Genomic DNA, 16,137 nt, shown 5'->3' with positions numbered 1-16,137 from the left:
CCAGCCGAACCTGCATCCTAGAATTTTCTGGAAAGCCCCGCGTCACTGGGCCGTCACCGACTTCGGAAGGTGACGCTCCCAACGCGTGCGCCGCCGTGCGCGGACACGCCGCTCCCAGGACCCCATGCGCATGCAATCCCGCCCCGCCCCAAGGTGGTTGACCTTGGGCTGTCTGCTGTTCTTCGCGACGAGCGCCCAGGCCGAGCCCGCGGCGCTCGCGCTGCTGCCACCCCGAATCGAGAGCACCACGCAGTCCGCCGAGCAGGTGCCGTCACGAGGCACGTCGGTGCTCGGCGTGGCGGCGAGCGACCCCCAGGGTTCGCCGCTCACCTTCACGTGGACCACCACGGAGGGGACCCTGGCGCCACCCGTCCACGGTGCCACCGCGAGCGAGGTCACCTGGACCGCGCCCGACTGCCTTCCCCCCGACAGCGCGCCGGTGAAGGTGGCCGTCACCAACGCGCACGGCCTCACGTCCGAGGTGGCCTTCACCTTCAACGTCGGCGGTGATTTGTCCGTCGACTACCAGCCGCCGTTCGCGGGCAGCCAGTTCAGCCACATGAACGGCGTCACCGTCTCACAGAACGGAACCCTGCGGCTGGCGCTGCCGCCGAGGCCCTTGAACGCGGAGCGGATCGCCTTCGAGGACAACGTGTCGCTGTCGGTCCAGTTGGTGCGCAAGAGCGCCGACGCCAGCCACACGCTGGGGTGGATGTACCACGACGACCTCGTGGCGCGCGGCTACGTCGGCGCCAACGACGAGCTGCTCGACACGAACGGCAATGGCATCGCCGACCTCCACGAAGACCTCTACAACCTCGCGCCGCCCAGCGGCCCCCAGGCGCGGCCCTACATCGGCGTGACGCCGCGGTGCCCGCGGACGTTCGTCTCCGGGGGCTTCACGTACAGCAGCCCGGCGCTCGCGACGAACGCTGGCTGTCAGGCGACCTTTCGTCGCCAGCCGCTGACGGACCCCCGGCCGGGACAGGGCCAGAGCGTCTACGCCGTGGACGTCGTGGGGCAATGGGAGCCCGACACCAACATGAATGGCTACTCGGATTGGGGACGCTACCCGCGCATCCCCAACCTGCTCGAGCCAGCCCTGCCGGACAACGACTTCAAGGGGTTGGGCAACCTCGTCGTCCTCCTCACGGACGATGACGAGAACTCGACCACCTACAACCAGATGGGCGCCGTCCCGGACGCGCGCCTCACCCCGCCGGATGGCATCCCCGATTACGACGTCTCCGCGTACACGCAGCAGGGCGTGCGCAGACCCACCAACCCGGACCCCGGCTTCTCGCCGAGTGACCGGCGAATCCGGCTGGGGGACATCCCGCGTCACCGCGAAATCGTCTTCTTCCTCGTCGCCTACTACGAAAGCAAGCACACGCCCGCGGACGCTGGCATCACCTTCCCCTGCTTGAAGAAGGCGCCGGACGGCAGGTGCTCCCTGTTCCTCCAGACGCCCGTCTCCGTGTTCTTCTCCAAGTCCTCCTGGAACCTGGACCTGGACACCCGGGGCACCAGTCCCGCGGCCGAGTTCCACCAGGGCTGCGTCTACCGCACGACCTGCGACCGCCAGAACCCCTACGGGGGCGGCGCGTGCGTCCTGCCGGGCACCACCCGACGGCTCTGTGGCTGGCTGGAAGAGCCCGCGCACGCCATGCTGTACCGGCCCGAGTACGGCGCCATCACGCTGCCGGGGGTGCACTTCGTCGTCCCCGCCTCGTCGAACGGCGCCATGCCGCACTTGGCCCTGGCCTCGCCGGCCTCCTATCCCAACCGTTGGCTGATGGGCTGGGAGGACCTCAACGGCGGCGGCGACCGGGACTTCGCCAACGCCGTGTTCGAGCTGCGGGCCGAGCCCTCGGGAGTCGTGTTCAGTGCCTCACTCGACGCCCTGCCCCGGGACCTGGACCCGCGCTGCTTCGTCTCGCGCGTGAGGGTGGCGAAGTCGGATGCGTTCGGTCCCAGGTGCTCGGACATGAGCCATCCCTACACGAGCTACTCCATCTCCCCCGACTGCCAGCGCTGCACGGACGGGGTCTGTCTTCCCAACGCTTCGCCCACCTTCATCCCCGCGCCCCTGGGGGCGGGCACTTCGGAGAGCGTCCTGGATGTTTCGGCTGTCCGCGGGCAGAGCCTGTGCTGGCAGGCGTGGCTCGGCACGGCCGACTACCTGTGTCAGCCAGAGATCTCCAATGTCGACATCGGCTACGAGCTGACGCGCCTGCCTTGAGCGCGCCCTGAGACACGGTCCGGGAGTCGTGATGGAGCACTCATGCGACTCCCGGGCCCGCGCGAAGGCGCACTTCCAGCGATGAAGGCCGGGCGGGCGCCCCTCCTGGGTGAGGCGCCCGCTGGCGACGTCAGTGGCGGGTTTCCTTCGGCGCGCTGAACGCGAGCAGGAAGTCGATGAGCAGCCGCGTGCCGTAGCCCGTGGCGCCCTTGGAGCGCCAGCCCTTGTCGCTTTCGACTCGCGACGTCCCCGCCATGTCGATGTGTGCCCAGGGGATGCCGTTGACGAACTCCTCCAGGAAAAGGCCCGCTGTTATCTGCCCCGCGTTCACGCCTCCGATGTTCTTCAGGTCGGCGACCTCCGAATCGAGCTCCGAGCGCAGGCGCTTGTCGAGCGGGAACTGCCACACCGTCTCGTCGGACTTCTCGGCCGCCGCGCGCACCTGGTCGACGATGCCCTGGTGGTTGCCCATGACTCCGGCGTTGTCGTTGCCCAGCGCGCGCTCGCAAGCCCCGGTGAGCGTGGCGATGTCGAGGATGGCGTCGGGGGGCGGCTGCTCCTCCGTCGCCAGGACCAGGCCATCCATCATCACCAGCCGGCCCTCGGCGTCGGTGTTGAGGACCTCAATCGTCTTCCCGCCCCGGGCCGTCAGCACGTCGCCCAGCCGCATCGCCTTGCCGCCCGGCATGTTGTCCGTGCACATGAGGTACCCGGTGACGGCGGACCTGGCACCGAGCGAGGACAGGGTCGACATGGCGGCCAGGATGGCTCCCGCGCCGGACATGTCTGTCTTCATCGCGGCGTGGACCAGGTCATTCGGCTTCAGCCCGAGGCCCCCTGAGTCATACATGATGCCCTTGCCAATCAACGAGACGCGGCCGACGGGCTCCAGCGCCTTCCCGCGCGCGTCCTTCGGCCGGTACGACAGCTTGATGAGGCGGGGAGGCTCGGCGCTCCCGGCGTTCACGCCGAGCATGCCGCCGCAGCCCATCTTGGCGAGGGCCTTCTCGTCGTAGACCTCGATGTCCAGCCCCGACGCCGCCGCCACCACGCGCGCAATCTCCTCGACGCGGCGGGCGGTGAGGAGCGTGGCGGGCGCGTTGGCCAGGTCCCGAGCCAGCTCGGCGGCCCGGGCCGTGATTCGGCCGCGCTCCACGCCGCGCTTCACCTCTTCGATGGGCAGCGACGGCGACAGGAGCGTGAGGCCCTCGAGCGCCGGCTCCTGCTGGGACGTGCGCTTGAGCGGGCGATAGCGGTAGCGCGCCAGGAGGATGCCCTCGACGACCGCCTGCGCCGCGACGTCCGGCGCGATATCGCCGAGCTCCGGCAGGGTGAAGCCGAGTTGGACGTAGTGGCCCGCCGCCCGTGCGAAGGCAGCCGCGGCATTCCGGAGGGACGCCAGGTCGCTGTCTGCCTTTTCCCCGATGCCGACGACGATGAACGCGGGACCCTCCGAGCGCGGAATGACGAGGGATTGGCCGACCTTGCCCTCGAAGCCAGCGGCCTTGAGCTGGGCCCGGCTGAGCCCCAGCTCACGAGGGACCTCACCCTCGACTCCCAGCGGGATGCCCAGGACTCCCGCCTCCTTGGGCGGAGTGCGTGAGACCTGCAGCTTCGTCGCCTCGAGCTCTTCCACGGAGGGGGCGGGATGGAAGTCAGACACGGCTTCCGCATGGAACGTGGGAAACGTCATCGTCATGGCTGTGTCCTCGGGCGCTGTGCCAGCGGGGCGCCGACTGTCGAACTCGCGAAAAATGTAGTCACGGGAGTTCGGACGCCAACACAGCGGCCCCAGGACGAGCCCTGCGTCGACCGGCCGCCAGGGAGCGTCCTGGCTCAGGTGTCGGGGCTGGAGCTGAACAGGCTCAAGCCGAGCCGCCGCGAGAGGAACCGCGCGGCGAGCTGGCCCTTGATGCTGTTCCCCGCGCCGTCGAGCCGTGGCGCGAACGTGCCCAGCCCGCCCTTGCCCGGCGCGACGGCCACGATGCCGCCAGCGATGCCACTCTTGCCGGGCATGCCCACGTCGTAGAGCCAGTCTCCCGACGTCTCATACATCCCCGCCGTGGCCATCACCGCGAGCGCGTGGTGGCAGACCTCCTCGTCCACCACCCGAAGCCGCGTCACGGGATTGACGCCGCCGTCCGCCAGGGTGGCTCCCATCACCGCGAGGTCCCTGGCCGTCACCGCCAGCGCGCACTGACGGGTGTACAGCTCTGTCGTCAGGGGCGGCGGTGTCTCCAGGCGGCCAAGGCCATGCAGCAGCCAGGCGAGCCCCTGGTTGCGGTGGTGCGTCTTTGTCGCGGAGTCATACACCTCCTCGTCAAGCACCAGCCGCCTGCCAGCGAAGCTCGACAGCCCCTCCTGGATGAAGCGCCACCGGGCTTCGGGACTGGTGCCCGGAACCAGGCTCGTCGTCGCGAGTGCTCCCGAGTTCACCATGGGGTTGGTGCGCCCATCCGGGCTCTGGTCAACGGCCATGGCCGAGTTGAACGGCAATCCGGTGGCGTTGACGCCCAGCTTGCGCCGCGCCGTCTCCGGGCCCAGCGCCTGACAGACGAGCGCGAAGACGAAGGGCTTGGAGACGCTCATGAGCGTGAAGGGGTGGTCCACGTCTCCGGCGCCGTGGCTGCTTCCGTTGATGCCCGCCACGCAGGCTCCGAAGAGCTGGGGCTCGACCCTCGCCAGCGCGGGATAGACGTCCGAGCACTGGCCTTCGGTGTCGTCCCGGTAGCGTCGGTGCGCCTCGGCGACGAGTTCCCGGACCTGCTCGGGTGAGGGAAGGTGCCCGGTGGAGATATAGGCCGCCTCGTCTGCCGTGCCCATGCGTGGCGACCCTCCAGTCCGGAGTGGGGAGGCGAGGCGCTGCTCGCCTCGTCGCTCGGGCGGTCCGCATCGCGGCCTGGGCCCTTGATGAGAGGGTTCGGTCGCGATGCGGTGGTGTCAATGCCTTGAGCCCTTCCTACTGCGCCTCCATCATCAGGAAGCTGAAGTCCGCTGTCCCACTGCCGCTCGCCTTGGGAGCCTTGAAGTGGCAGCCGAAGCAGGACGCGGTCGACTGGATGTAGGTCTCCATCGTCGTGTTGGCGAGCACCGGCGGCGTTCCCTTGGGCGCTCCACCCGTGGTCCATTGGGTGCTGATGAGCTGGTAGTTCGCCCACACGGAGTCCTTGAGCAGTCCCTGGTAGTACGCATTCAGGCTCGGGTCGGCCTTGATGGGCGTCGTGCGAGTGACCTGCACCGGCGCGTTGAGCGGCCCGCCGTCCGGGGCCACCTCCGTGTAGGGCTGTTGCGCCGTCTGCTGGTTGGGCTGGCAGTTGGGGCAGTGCGGGTTGAAGAAGGAGGACGTCGTGTTGTCTACCTGCTCGAAGGTGGACCAGAACCACGTCGACTGGCTTTTTGTCTTGTGGATGATGTGCATGCCCACCAACCCCACGGTGACGGGGTTGGCTCCGGGGCTCGGGGCGCCGGAGTCGTTGTTGAAGACCCACGCCTCGCGCGTGTAGAAGCGCTTGCTGGAGATCTCCTGCGCGGACAACACCTTCCACGCCGCCTTGACCTCCATGGCGCCCACCGGACCGCACGTCTGGCCATTGCAGGGCCCCGGGCGCTGGGTGGGGCCGGTGGGGAAGGAGATGGTGGCGTTCTTCTGCCCCGCGGCGTTCCAGAGGTTGTTGGTGATGAGGTAGTTGTACTCGTCCTGGTTGAGGCGCTTCTCGTAGCGCACGAACCGGCCGTTCTGGTCCGTCAGCGGCCCGCCGATGGCCTGTTCGATGTCAGGGAATCGCTCGGCGATGGCAGCCGAGGCCTTGGAGTCGCTCACCAGAACCTTGTCCACATTCGCATCAAGGGCCGCGAGACGGTTGGGCTCGGTCAGCTGCGTCAGCCGTCGCAGCTTCGCCTCCACGGCCGCGGGCGTGCCGAACGTGCACCAGGCGCCGGGCCTGGTGCCTGGCTTCACGAAGATGTCGGAGTCCTCCGGGTAGGTCTCCCAGACGGTGGGCCCCTGGCCACTGAGGATGCTGACCTGCGTATCCGGCGTGCACGAGGACGTCGTCGCCGGCCAGTTGAGCGCGATGAACGTGTTCCAGGAGTAGACGTCCACGTCGGATTGGAACTCGCCTTCACGGGGGCAGGCGTCCGCCGGCACCACGGACAGCGCGGGGGTGATGGAGGTGGCACACGTCGAACCGGCGCAGGGGGATTTCGGGTTGCATCCAAGCGGAAGCTCCTGGGCCTCCGTCGAGCCCACGGGAGTGGGGGCGGGCGAAGCGGCGGCACAGGCGACGATGACGGCTCCGGCGAGGACACCGCCCACCGTCAAGCGACGCAGGAGAGTGTGAGAGACGCTCATGGACGACCCAGGGGTTGGAGGAGGGGACGACGGTGCTGCCGCCCGTGCAAGGTCAGGGCCCCTGGCCGTGAGCGGTGGCAACCTCCTGAAAAGAGAATGACATATCGACGCGCCCGCCATCCCTTGCGTCGGGCGTGGACGCGGTTGCGTCTGTTCATCACGCAGCGGGGCTTTCGCGCGGCCGGCCAGGCGCTTGATGATGCCGCCATGTCCCGCCGCCATGTGCTTCCCACCGTGCTGTTGCTCTCGCTATCCACGCTCCTGCTGGGCGCCGCGCCTCCTCCGGTGACGCTCCGGTGGAAGGTGCCTCCCGAGTCGCTGGGCTACGAGTACACGATGGCGAACGCGGACCCGAAGGGAAGCTCGCTGCGCGTGGACCTCTCCAGCCTCAAGCTGAAGGGAGTCCCCTCGAGCAAGCGCCGCCAGATTTTCGAGATTCGCGAGCCGACGCAGTCCGCCATGGTGCTGGTGCTCACGCCGAAGCCCTCGGGCGACGTGGCCGCCAAGCTGGTGGTGACGCAGATGGACATGCCCAAGGTGAAGGGCGCGTCGAAGCAGGAGCAGGCGATGGCGAAGGCGATGAAGTCCATGGAGGGCACGGTGCAGATTCGCGCCAGCCTGACGCCCTCCGGCCTGGTGACCAGCGACATCAAGCGCGAGCAGCGCAACCTGGTGGCCTTCATGGTGGAGCTGCCGTCGAAGCCCGTCACGGTGGGCGACGTGTGGACCCACAGCGCGGACCTGCTGAAGATGGGCGGCAGCTGGCAGGGCGAGCAGGAGGTGCTCAACCGCGTGGAGCTGGTGGCGCTGGAGCATGAGGCCGAGGGCCGCACGGTGGCCGTCATCGACTTCACGCTCGCGGAGCGGCACGACGGAAAGATTGCCCACCGCGAGGTGGAGAAGTCGGTCCCCGGGATGATGGAGATGTCCTACGTGGCGCGCGGCGAGTTCCTCGTGGAGGAGGGACGCTGGCGGCGCATCGCCGGCCAGCTCTCCACGGTCTCCAAGGGCATGATGACGGCGAACTCCGTGCAGCACTTCGTCCTGGCTCCCCTGGCGCCCATCCCTCCCGAAGTCCTTGCCGCCGAGTGACGCGTACCGCGTGCCGGGATTCTTGCCGTGCAGCTTGTCCACATGCGTGTGCAGCGCCGGGGCCAGGGGCGGGGCTCTCACCACCCAGGGGCGGCGCGAGGGTCATTACCCACTCCGTGGGCAGGTGAGAGGCGTTGCCCTAGAATCCGGGGCTCTCCTCGCTGAAGGTAGGCCCTCTCCTGGATCTGGCAACACTCAACAAGCTGCTCACGGTCGGCGTGCAGAATGGCGCATCGGACATCCACTTCCGCCCGGGTGACCCGCCCATCTACCGGGTGAATGGTGCGTTGCGGCCCCTGAAGATGGAGAAGCTGCTCGCGGACCACACCAAGCAGGTGGCGTTCCACGTCATCTCGGACCCCTCCATCAAGAAGCAGCTGGACACGATTCAGGAGTGCGATGCGTCCTACAGCCTGCCGGGCGTCGCGCGCTTCCGCGTCAACATCTACCGTCAGCGGGGCTCGCTGGCGTGCATCCTGCGCATCATCCCGGATGAAATCCCTACCATCGACGGGCTGGGCCTGCCGCAGGTGCTCAAGACGATTGCGAGCAACGAGCGAGGGCTGGTGCTGGTGACGGGAGCCACGGGCTCCGGGAAGAGCTCCACGCTGGCGTCGATGATCGACCACATCAACCGCTCGGAGAACCTGCACGTCCTCACCATCGAGGACCCCATCGAGTTCATCTACAAGAACATCAAGTCGTCCATCTCCCAGCGGGAGATTGGCTCGGACACGAACAACTTCGCGGTGGCGCTCAGAGGGGCGCTGCGCCAGGACCCGGACGTCATCCTGGTGGGAGAGATGCGCGACACGGAGACCATCGACATCGCGCTCAAGGCGGCGGAGACGGGCCACCTGGTGCTCTCCACGGTGCACACGACGGATGCCTCGCGCACCATCAACCGCCTGGTGTCGGTGTTCCCCGCGGAGGAGCAGATGATGGTGCGCATGCGCCTGGCGGACTGTCTGAAGGCCACGGTGTCCCAGCGGCTGCTCCCCCGGGCCAGCGGCAAGGGCCGCACGGTGGCGCTGGAAATCATGGTGCAGACGAAGACGGTGGAGCAGTACATCCGGGATGACCGCGCCAGCGAGCTGAAGGACGTCATCGAGAAGGGCCGCGACATGTTCGGCATGCAGTCCTTCGACCAGCACCTGACGCAGCTCTACCGCGAGGGGCTCATCACCCTGGAGACCGCCCAGAGCGCCGCCTCCAATCCCGCCGACTTCCAGCGGGCGCTCGAGTTCGACTGAGCGTGTCCCCGGCGCATGCGGGGGGGCCGCACGCGCCGGGGGCCTCATCGAGGCGCGTCCCGCCCGAGTCGTCAGAAGAGGAAGTCCGTGGTCAGGAAGTCCGACTCGCGCCGGGTCAGGATGGATTGGACGAGCGTGGTGTTGGCGGGCGTCGTCTTCGTGGCGACGAGCGTGCGGATGGAGAACACGCGCAGCGCATCCGCGACGGACAGGGTGCCCTCGGCGGAGTCCTTCCGCCCGTTGAAGGGGAAGGTGTCCGGGCCGCGCTGGCACTGGCAGTTGAGGTTGATGCGGCCGACCTGGTTGGAGAACGCGTCGATGAAGCGGCCGATGCGCGCCGAGTCCTGGCCGAAGAGGCTGAGCTGCTGGCCGAACTGGGAGTTCACCACCAGCCGCACCACCTCCTCATCCTCGTCGAACACCATCACCGGGACGACGGGGCCGAACTGCTCCTCGCTCGCCAGCCGCATGTCCTGCGTCACCGGGTACACCACCGTGGGCGCGTAGAACGAGTGCGCCGACTGGCCGCCCGTCGCGTTCACCACGCGCGCGCCCTTGGACACCGCGTCATCCACCAGACCCTGAAGGTAGTCCGTCTTGCCCGGCTCCGGCAGGGGCGTGACGGAGACGCCCGGCTCCCACGGCATGCCGGGCTTGAGCTGGTCCACCGCGGCGGTGAACTTCTTCAGGAAGGCGTCGACGATGCTCCGGTGCACCACCAGCAGCTTGAGCGCCGTGCACCGCTGGCCGTTGAAGGACAGCGTGCCGGTGATGCACTCCTTCACCGCTTCATCCAGGTTCGCGTCCGGCAGGATGATGGCCGGGTTCTTCGCGTCCAGGCCCAGCACGGATTTCAGGCGGTGGGGCCGGGGGTGCATCTTCTTCAGCTCGCTCGCTCCCTTGTTGGTGCCGATGAAGGCGAAGAGGTCCACCTGGCCGCTCTCCATCAGCGCGCCCACCGTCTCGCGGCCCTTGCCGTAGATGATGTTGATGACGCCGGGCGGGAAGCAGTCGCGGAAGGACTCCAGGAGGGGCCGGATGAGCAGCACGCCGAACTTCGCCGGCTTGAAGACGACCGTGTTGCCCATCAGCAGGGCGGGGAAGAGCGTGCTGAACGTCTCGTTGAGCGGGTAGTTGTAGGGCCCCATGCACAGCGCCACGCCCATGGGCGCGCGGCGAATCTGCGCCATGATGCCCTGCTCCTGCACGAAGCGGGACGAGGTCCGGTCCAGCTCCTTCAGCGAGCGGATGGTCTCCACGATGAGGTCGATGGTGCGGTCGAACTCCTTCTCGGAGTCCAGCTGCGTCTTGCCAATCTCCCACATCAGGAGGTTCACCACCTCTGTGCGCCGCGCGCGCATCGCCACCACGAAGCGCTCCACGGCCTCGATTCGCTCGGCGACCTTCATGGTGGGCCAGACGCCCCGGCCCAAATCGTACGCCTTCACCGCCGCCGCGAGCGCCTCCAGCGACTCGCGGGACGTCAGGAGTGGCGTGGCGCCCATCACCTTCTGCTTCAGGCCCTCGGCCGTCTTCACGAAGACGGGGCTGCGCACGGGGCTGAGGTCTCCCGCCCAGGTCCTCAGCTCGCCTCCCACCAGGTACTCGCGCTGCTCCAGATAGGCGGGGAGACGCACGCCGGAGGGAATCTGTTCGTCGGTCGGGAAGAGGTCAGCGAGTGCCGTCATGGGGGCCCTTTTTAACGGACCCCTCGCGGGCTGGCACGCCTTCCGGTGTCCCTAGAAGTAGGACTTGAGGCCACCCCGGCGCCGGACGTCCAGCGTGGCGCAGTGGAACGAGCCACCGAAGGAGTTGAAGTTCCGGAAGTCGCAGAGCAGCGGTTTGAAGCCCCACTTCTTGAAGGCGGCAATCATCGGCTCGTCCTGGCGCTCCACCACGACGCGCTCCTCGTCGAGCATGAGGATGTTCATGTTGAGCCACTTGCTCGTCATGTAGAGCGTGTGCTCGGCGGGGATGCTGGGCGTGGGCGCGCGAAAGACGTCCCAGCCCTTGAACAGCTCCGGCACCTTCGTCACGCGCTCCGGGTTGATGAGCAGCTTGCCCGGGGCCAGCGGCACCAGCGTGGCGTCGATGTGCATGGGATGCGGGTCATCGAACTCGAAGACGTGGATGCGGTACTCCGGGCCCAGGTGGCGGCGCAGCCACTCGATGCCGAAGTCGTTGGTGACGTTGCTGCGCTGGGCGAAGATGTCGCGGCCACACCGCATGAAGTCCGCGGCGTCGAAGGTGGGCTCGAACTCGGTGATGACCGAGCGGAACGGGCCGCCGTCGTGGGCCTCCGTCCAGTCATAGTCATACAGCTCGTCGCGCAGCTCCGGCTTGGGCCCCGCGCTCCAGCGGGCGCCGCCCCGGAAGTACTCCTTGAGCAGCGGCCGGTACGAGGTCGTCTCGTGGTAGCGCGAGCGCCACGCCATGGGGCACTCGATGAGGTCATCGCCCACCACCAGCAACACGTCCCGGGGCATGGCCGCGTACAGGCCGGTGCTCGTCCAGCCCGGCGCGCCGAAGGGCTTGAGCTGGTCCACGGGCACCGGCCGGCGCACCTTCACGCCCTCGGCCTCCAGGAGGTGCACCAGCCCGTCCAGCTCCCGCTTCGCGGCGGCGATGCGCTCGGCGGGGAAGGGCTGGCCGGCGTGCTTGCGGAAGAAGTCGTGCTGGTCCTCGGGCAGCGTCGCCTTCAGGGCGATGTGCGAGGGCGGCACGGTGGCGCCGTCCACGATGCCGACAATCACTTCTTCCAGAGGGTCCCACTCGTTGAACGAGCTGACAGGGCAGACAGGGGTGTCGGGAGTGTTCATGGCGCGGGGGCTCGAGGAGAATCAGGCGGGGGCGGTGAAGCGCAGTGTTTCACGGCAGTGTATCAAGGCCTGGAGGAGCCGCTCCATGTCCTCCTCGTCCAGGTCCGCGCGCATGGCCAGCCGCAGCACCTCGCGTCCCACGGGCATCAGCGGGGCCTGGAAGACGGAGATGATGAAGCCCTCGCGCCGCATGAACTCCAGCACCTGGGTGCCCACCCGCGCGTTGCGCAGGGGAATGGCGAGGATGGGCGTGTCGGTGTGGCTCACCAGCTCGAAGTCCCCCTGCTCCAGCCGCTCGCGCACCTGTCTTGACACGCGGCGCACCTGCTCGCGGCGGCGCTCGCCGTGCTCTCCGGCCACCAGCTCCAGCACCTTCACCGTCGCGGACGCCACCCACGGGGCGATGGGCGCGGAGAAGACGTGCTGCGGACTGCAGAACTTCAGCAGGCGGGCCAGCCCCGCGTCGCGCATCACCACGTAGCCGCCCGGCTGGCAGAACACCTTGGTGAGCGTGCCCATCAGCATCAGCCGCTCCCGGTAGCGCTCGAAGTCCTTCACCTTGGCGGTGATGCCGCGCCCCTGGGGACCCAGCGCGCCCACCGCGTGCGCCTCATCCGCGTAGAGCATGCAGTCGTAGGACTCCGCCAGCCGGCACAGCGTGGCCATGTCGAACTCGCGGCCCGTGGCGGACTCCACCGTGTCCGTGAGGATGATGCGCACCGCCCTGTCCCCGTGCGACTCCAGGGACTGGCGCAGCAGCAGCTCCAGGTGCTCCGCGTCGCCGGTGCGGTACGTGTACGCCGCGCAGGCCTCCGGCTGGAGCTTGCGCGCGAAGCGGATGCCGTGCCGCGCGGAGAAGTGCAGGTCTCCGTCCATGAAGAAGAGCGTGGGCACGTCCGTGGTGGCGCGCATGGGCGCGACGTCCTGGTGCAGCCGGATGAAGTGGCTGCGCGTCCTCAGTCCCAGCGCCTCCATGACGGAGAAGTTGGTGCCATAGCCCGCGCTGAACGTCAGCGCCGCGCCCCCACCCAGGTGGTAGCGCGACAGCGCCTCCTCCAGCGCGTGGGTCTGCTCCATCTGGATGATGGCCTCGCTGCCAGGGATGCCGCAGTCGTGCTGCGTCAGGCTTTCCACCATCAACTGCTTCACCCGGGGGGCCGAGCCCAATGCCAGGTAATCCAGACCCGACAGGTCCACCGCGCGCCCATCTCCCAGGCCCAGGTGCTTGCCTTCGAAGGGGCCTCGCGTCCGATGACGCGGCTCGAACATGGCGACGTCCTCCGCCCCCTTCCGAAAGGCCGCGCCTTCGCTCTGGAGTATCTGGATGGTGCCCATGTGTATATTTCCGCCGGATGTGTTTGGCCTGCGAGAATTGACAAAACTGTAATTCATGGAGAGGCTTTGCGCCACAGGCTCATCGCGGGGGTGCATGTGACTGAATCGGCTGACAACGGCTTGCAGCCGCTGCTGGACGCGTTGCGGCGCAAAGGCAGCTACAACGTGCTGGCGGAAGAGGTGGATGCGCTGGTTCCCGAGGCGATGCTGCGGGAAGACCAGGCACGACACGCCGCGTATCTGGATGCACGGGGCATCCGTCAGGAACAGAAGCCCATTCCCTTCCTGGGGCTGCCGTATGTGCTGACGCAGGCGGCCTTCGAACGCATGACGCAGCGGTTCCAGCAGCTCTTTGGCGTGCTGGAGCGCGTCATCGATATGTATCTGGAGGACGCGGCGGTGCGGGAGTTCTTCCGGTTCGAGCCCCGGCACGAGCGGCTCATCCGGATGGGAGCGGCCTGGCGGCCTCGCATCCAGTACTGCCGCTATGACTTCACGCTGGCGTCGGACGGCACGCCGCGCATCTACGAGCTGAACACCCATGCGCCCGCGGCGGCGACATATGCCTACCACTTCGGACAATTGCTGGCGCGAAGCCAGACGCTGGCGCGGCTGCGGGAGTTGGGGCTTCGGCCGCTCCAGGCGCCCTTGGAGAAGCCAGGGGCGTTCGCCCGGGCCATGCTGGCCTCGGCGGAGCAGTCCGGTTACCTGCGGAGCCACCGCAACGTGGCGGTGCTCAACAGCCGCTACCTGACGATGACCACGGAGCTGGACTCCATCGCGGAGCAGTTCCGCATGGAGGGCTGCACCGCGGTGCGCGGCCACGTGGAGGACCTGCGCTTCGAGGACGGCCGGCTGACGCTGGAGGGCGTGCCCGTGTCGCTGGTGTACAACAAGTACGACGACTCCCGGGGGCCGGAGGCCTACGAGTGTGCCTTCAGTCGCACCACCGCGGAGGTCCAGGCGTACCTGGACGCCTACCAGGCGGGGGCGATGCTCGCGGTCAACTCCTTTCCGAGCATGTACCTGACGGAGCAGAAGAGCACGCTGGCCTTCCTGTGGAGTCCGCTCCTGCGCAAGCACCTGGGGAAGGAGGAGCTGGCGCTGCTGGAGGAAATCGTCCCGCGCACGCGGCTGGTGCGGCACCTGAGCGCGGCGGAGCTGGCGGAGGTCGTCGTGAACCGCGAGCGGTACGTGCTCAAGCGCTCGCTGGATACGCGGGGCCGCAGCGTCGTCATCGGTCAGTGCGCTGAGGCGGACGCCTGGGCGCGGCTGGTGGCCGACGCGCGCCTGGAGCCCGCGGGGGATGACTATGTCGTCCAGGAGCTGGCACTGGCCGAGCCGAGCGTCACGCGGCGCCTGGAGGGGGCTGCGCCCACGCGCGTCTTCACGTCGCTGGCGTGCTTCCTCTTCCGGGGCGAGCCCTCCGGACTCATCGTCCGCACCTCGGTGGAGGAGACGACGAACGTGGGCCGGCGCGGCTTCATGCAGCCCCCCTTGCTCATCGAGGATGTCCCATGGACCCCGTCCTCCAGCCGTTGACGGTGGCGCCGGGCGTCGACGCGCGCGCGTTGCTGGACGCGTACCGGGCCCGGCTGGGGAGGACGACCTGGGCGCACGAGACGCCGGACACGCTGATGGCGCCGGTGTGGTCGGCGGCCTCGTCGGTGGCGCGCTTCGAGGCGCGGCTGGTGGCGCTCTTCCGCGCGCACTGCAAGGTGCTCCATGCGCTGCTGGTGGGGGCCTCCCAGGGCGGGCCGTGGGAGGAGTACGCGCGCCTGCAGCGCGGAGGGGGCGCGAAGTCCCTGGACTGGCCGGTGCTGGGCGAGGATGTGGCGCTGGAGCCGTCGCTGCTGCTGTCGGACGACGTCACGCGGCTGCTCTTCGGTCGTCCGGACATCGTGCTGGGGGCGGACGGTCCGAAGGTGGTGGAGACGAACTTCGACACCGCGGTGGGCGGGCAGGAGCGGCCCGACGATATCTGGAGGATGGCGGCCGAGCTCTTCACTCCGTCCCCGGACTTCCTGGCGACGGGGCGCCCCCTGGCGGGGATGCGGGACTACTTCGCGGAGCTGGCGGAGGGCTCGCCGTGTCAGGTCCATTGGCCCATGAAGAACGACGACACGGTGCGCAGGGAGCTGGCGCCGCTCATCGCCACGCTCAATGACAACCCCCACGGCGTCGAGCACCTCGTCCACTACGCGGGGGACCCGCTGACGCCGCTGCGCACGGATGTCCCGTCCTGGCTGCACCGGGCCTGCTCCATCTATTCGGTGAACCGGGACCGGGAGCGGTTCGCCGCGCTGCTGGCGCACCTGGTGCCGGTGGTGCGTGGCTGCACCGTGCCGGTGCTGCTGTCGCTCCTGGAGTCCAAGCTGTTCCTGGCGTGGCTGAGTGACTCCGCCGCCCGGCCCGTGACGCTGACGGCGGAGGAGCATGCCGCGGTGGACGCCCTGGTGCCGTGGACGCGGGTGCTGACGCTGCTGGACGGCGCCGCGCGGGAGCGGGTGCTGCGCAACCGGGGCGACTTCATCCTGAAGAAGACGGACTCGCACCAGGCGAAGGATGTCTTCTTCGGCTGCAACCTCTCCCAGGACGAGTGGTCGTCGTTGCTGGCGTCCCGGGGGCGCGGGGCGGGGGAGGGTGACGCGGCTGCCGGGCTGTGGATCCTCCAGGAGCGCGTCCGGCCGCGAGAGTTCCACCTGCTGGAGTACACCGACGCGGGGGCCGTGGAGCGGCGCACGGGCCTGTCGTGCTGCCCCTACCTCATGGGCGGCAGGCTGCGCGGGCTGGAGACCTGGGTGACGCCCTTCACGCCTAGCCTGGAGATGATTCGCCGCATGCACTTCGTGGCGCACTTCATCCGGCGCGAGGGCTGACGTCAGGGCCCGACGATTCCCAGACGCGGCTCCCCTCGCGAGCGTCCAGGTTGGTTGCTCGCATGAGCCCCGGCGGAGGCGATGCGCAGTGTTGTCCTGTGCTCGCGTCGGAAGGTCCAGGACGGCGACGGGGTTCGTGTGGGGAAGGCGGGAGGGTGTCCTGATG

The 16,137-nt window shown here is 68.5% G+C and carries 11 protein-coding genes; 5 read left to right on the top strand and 6 right to left on the bottom strand.

Translation table 11 applies throughout. The features are described from left to right. The first annotated feature begins 163 nt into the window (after positions 1-163). Positions 164-2,242 (top strand): DUF4114 domain-containing protein, encoded by a 2,079-nt coding sequence (locus LZ199_RS25955; protein ID WP_253996449.1) that lies wholly within the window; start codon positions 164-166, stop codon positions 2,240-2,242. A gap of 130 nt (positions 2,243-2,372) precedes the next feature. On the opposite strand, the gene LZ199_RS25950 is transcribed toward LZ199_RS25955, so the two are convergent. The 3 genes from LZ199_RS25950 to LZ199_RS25940 form a co-directional block, all read right to left on the bottom strand. Next, the gene (locus LZ199_RS25950) at positions 2,373-3,941 is read right to left on the bottom strand and encodes a leucyl aminopeptidase (RefSeq protein ID WP_253996448.1); all 1,569 of its coding nucleotides are present in this window, start codon (positions 3,939-3,941) and stop codon (positions 2,373-2,375) included. A gap of 137 nt (positions 3,942-4,078) precedes the next feature. Next, complete coding sequence (gene glsA / locus LZ199_RS25945; protein WP_253996447.1) at positions 4,079-5,065, bottom strand: glutaminase A; 987 nt, start codon at positions 5,063-5,065, stop codon at positions 4,079-4,081. Positions 5,066-5,201: 136 nt separating this feature from the next. Further along, a complete protein-coding gene (locus LZ199_RS25940; RefSeq protein ID WP_253996446.1) occupies positions 5,202-6,593 on the bottom strand; it encodes a hypothetical protein in 1,392 nt (463 codons plus the stop codon). Between the two features lie 207 nt (positions 6,594-6,800). On the opposite strand from LZ199_RS25940, the gene LZ199_RS25935 reads away from it, so the two are divergent. Together LZ199_RS25935 and LZ199_RS25930 are read left to right on the top strand one after the other, a co-directional pair. Next, on the top strand, positions 6,801-7,685 hold the full coding sequence (locus LZ199_RS25935; protein WP_253996445.1) for a hypothetical protein: 885 nt from the start codon (positions 6,801-6,803) through the stop codon (positions 7,683-7,685). Positions 7,686-7,864: 179 nt separating this feature from the next. Next, positions 7,865-8,938: a type IV pilus twitching motility protein PilT gene (locus LZ199_RS25930; RefSeq protein ID WP_323389851.1), complete on the top strand. Its 1,074-nt coding sequence runs from the start codon at positions 7,865-7,867 to the stop codon at positions 8,936-8,938. A 71-nt stretch (positions 8,939-9,009) separates the two neighbouring features. Here LZ199_RS25930 and LZ199_RS25925 read toward each other — a convergent pair whose 3' ends face one another. Genes LZ199_RS25925 through LZ199_RS25915 form a run of 3 tightly spaced genes read right to left on the bottom strand, consistent with a single transcriptional unit; the run spans position 9,010 to position 13,092 of the window. Continuing rightward, positions 9,010-10,626 carry an NADP-dependent glyceraldehyde-3-phosphate dehydrogenase gene (locus tag LZ199_RS25925; RefSeq protein WP_253996443.1) on the bottom strand — a complete coding sequence of 539 codons (1,617 nt, stop codon included), beginning with the start codon at positions 10,624-10,626 and terminating at the stop codon, positions 9,010-9,012. Positions 10,627-10,677: 51 nt separating this feature from the next. Further along, positions 10,678-11,757, bottom strand: a complete 1,080-nt coding sequence (locus LZ199_RS25920; protein ID WP_253996442.1) for a hypothetical protein — start codon at positions 11,755-11,757, stop codon at positions 10,678-10,680. A gap of 21 nt (positions 11,758-11,778) precedes the next feature. Continuing rightward, positions 11,779-13,092: an aminotransferase class I/II-fold pyridoxal phosphate-dependent enzyme gene (locus tag LZ199_RS25915; RefSeq protein WP_253996441.1), complete on the bottom strand. Its 1,314-nt coding sequence runs from the start codon at positions 13,090-13,092 to the stop codon at positions 11,779-11,781. Between the two features lie 96 nt (positions 13,093-13,188). Here LZ199_RS25915 and LZ199_RS25910 point away from each other — a divergent pair, with 96 nt between their 5' ends. Together LZ199_RS25910 and LZ199_RS25905 are read left to right on the top strand one after the other, a co-directional pair. Beyond that, positions 13,189-14,634, top strand: a complete 1,446-nt coding sequence (locus LZ199_RS25910; RefSeq protein WP_253996440.1) for a circularly permuted type 2 ATP-grasp protein — start codon at positions 13,189-13,191, stop codon at positions 14,632-14,634. Then, positions 14,610-15,971, top strand: a complete 1,362-nt coding sequence (locus LZ199_RS25905; protein ID WP_253996439.1) for a hypothetical protein — start codon at positions 14,610-14,612, stop codon at positions 15,969-15,971. Before LZ199_RS25910 ends, LZ199_RS25905 begins: the two co-directional genes overlap by 25 nt. Positions 15,972-16,137 lie beyond the last annotated feature (166 nt).

Source organism: Myxococcus qinghaiensis (assembly GCF_024198215.1).
Taxonomy (GTDB): domain Bacteria; phylum Myxococcota; class Myxococcia; order Myxococcales; family Myxococcaceae; genus Myxococcus; species Myxococcus qinghaiensis.
The sequence above is the reverse complement of the archived record's forward strand: the minus strand, read 5'-3'. Positions and strand labels throughout refer to the sequence as shown.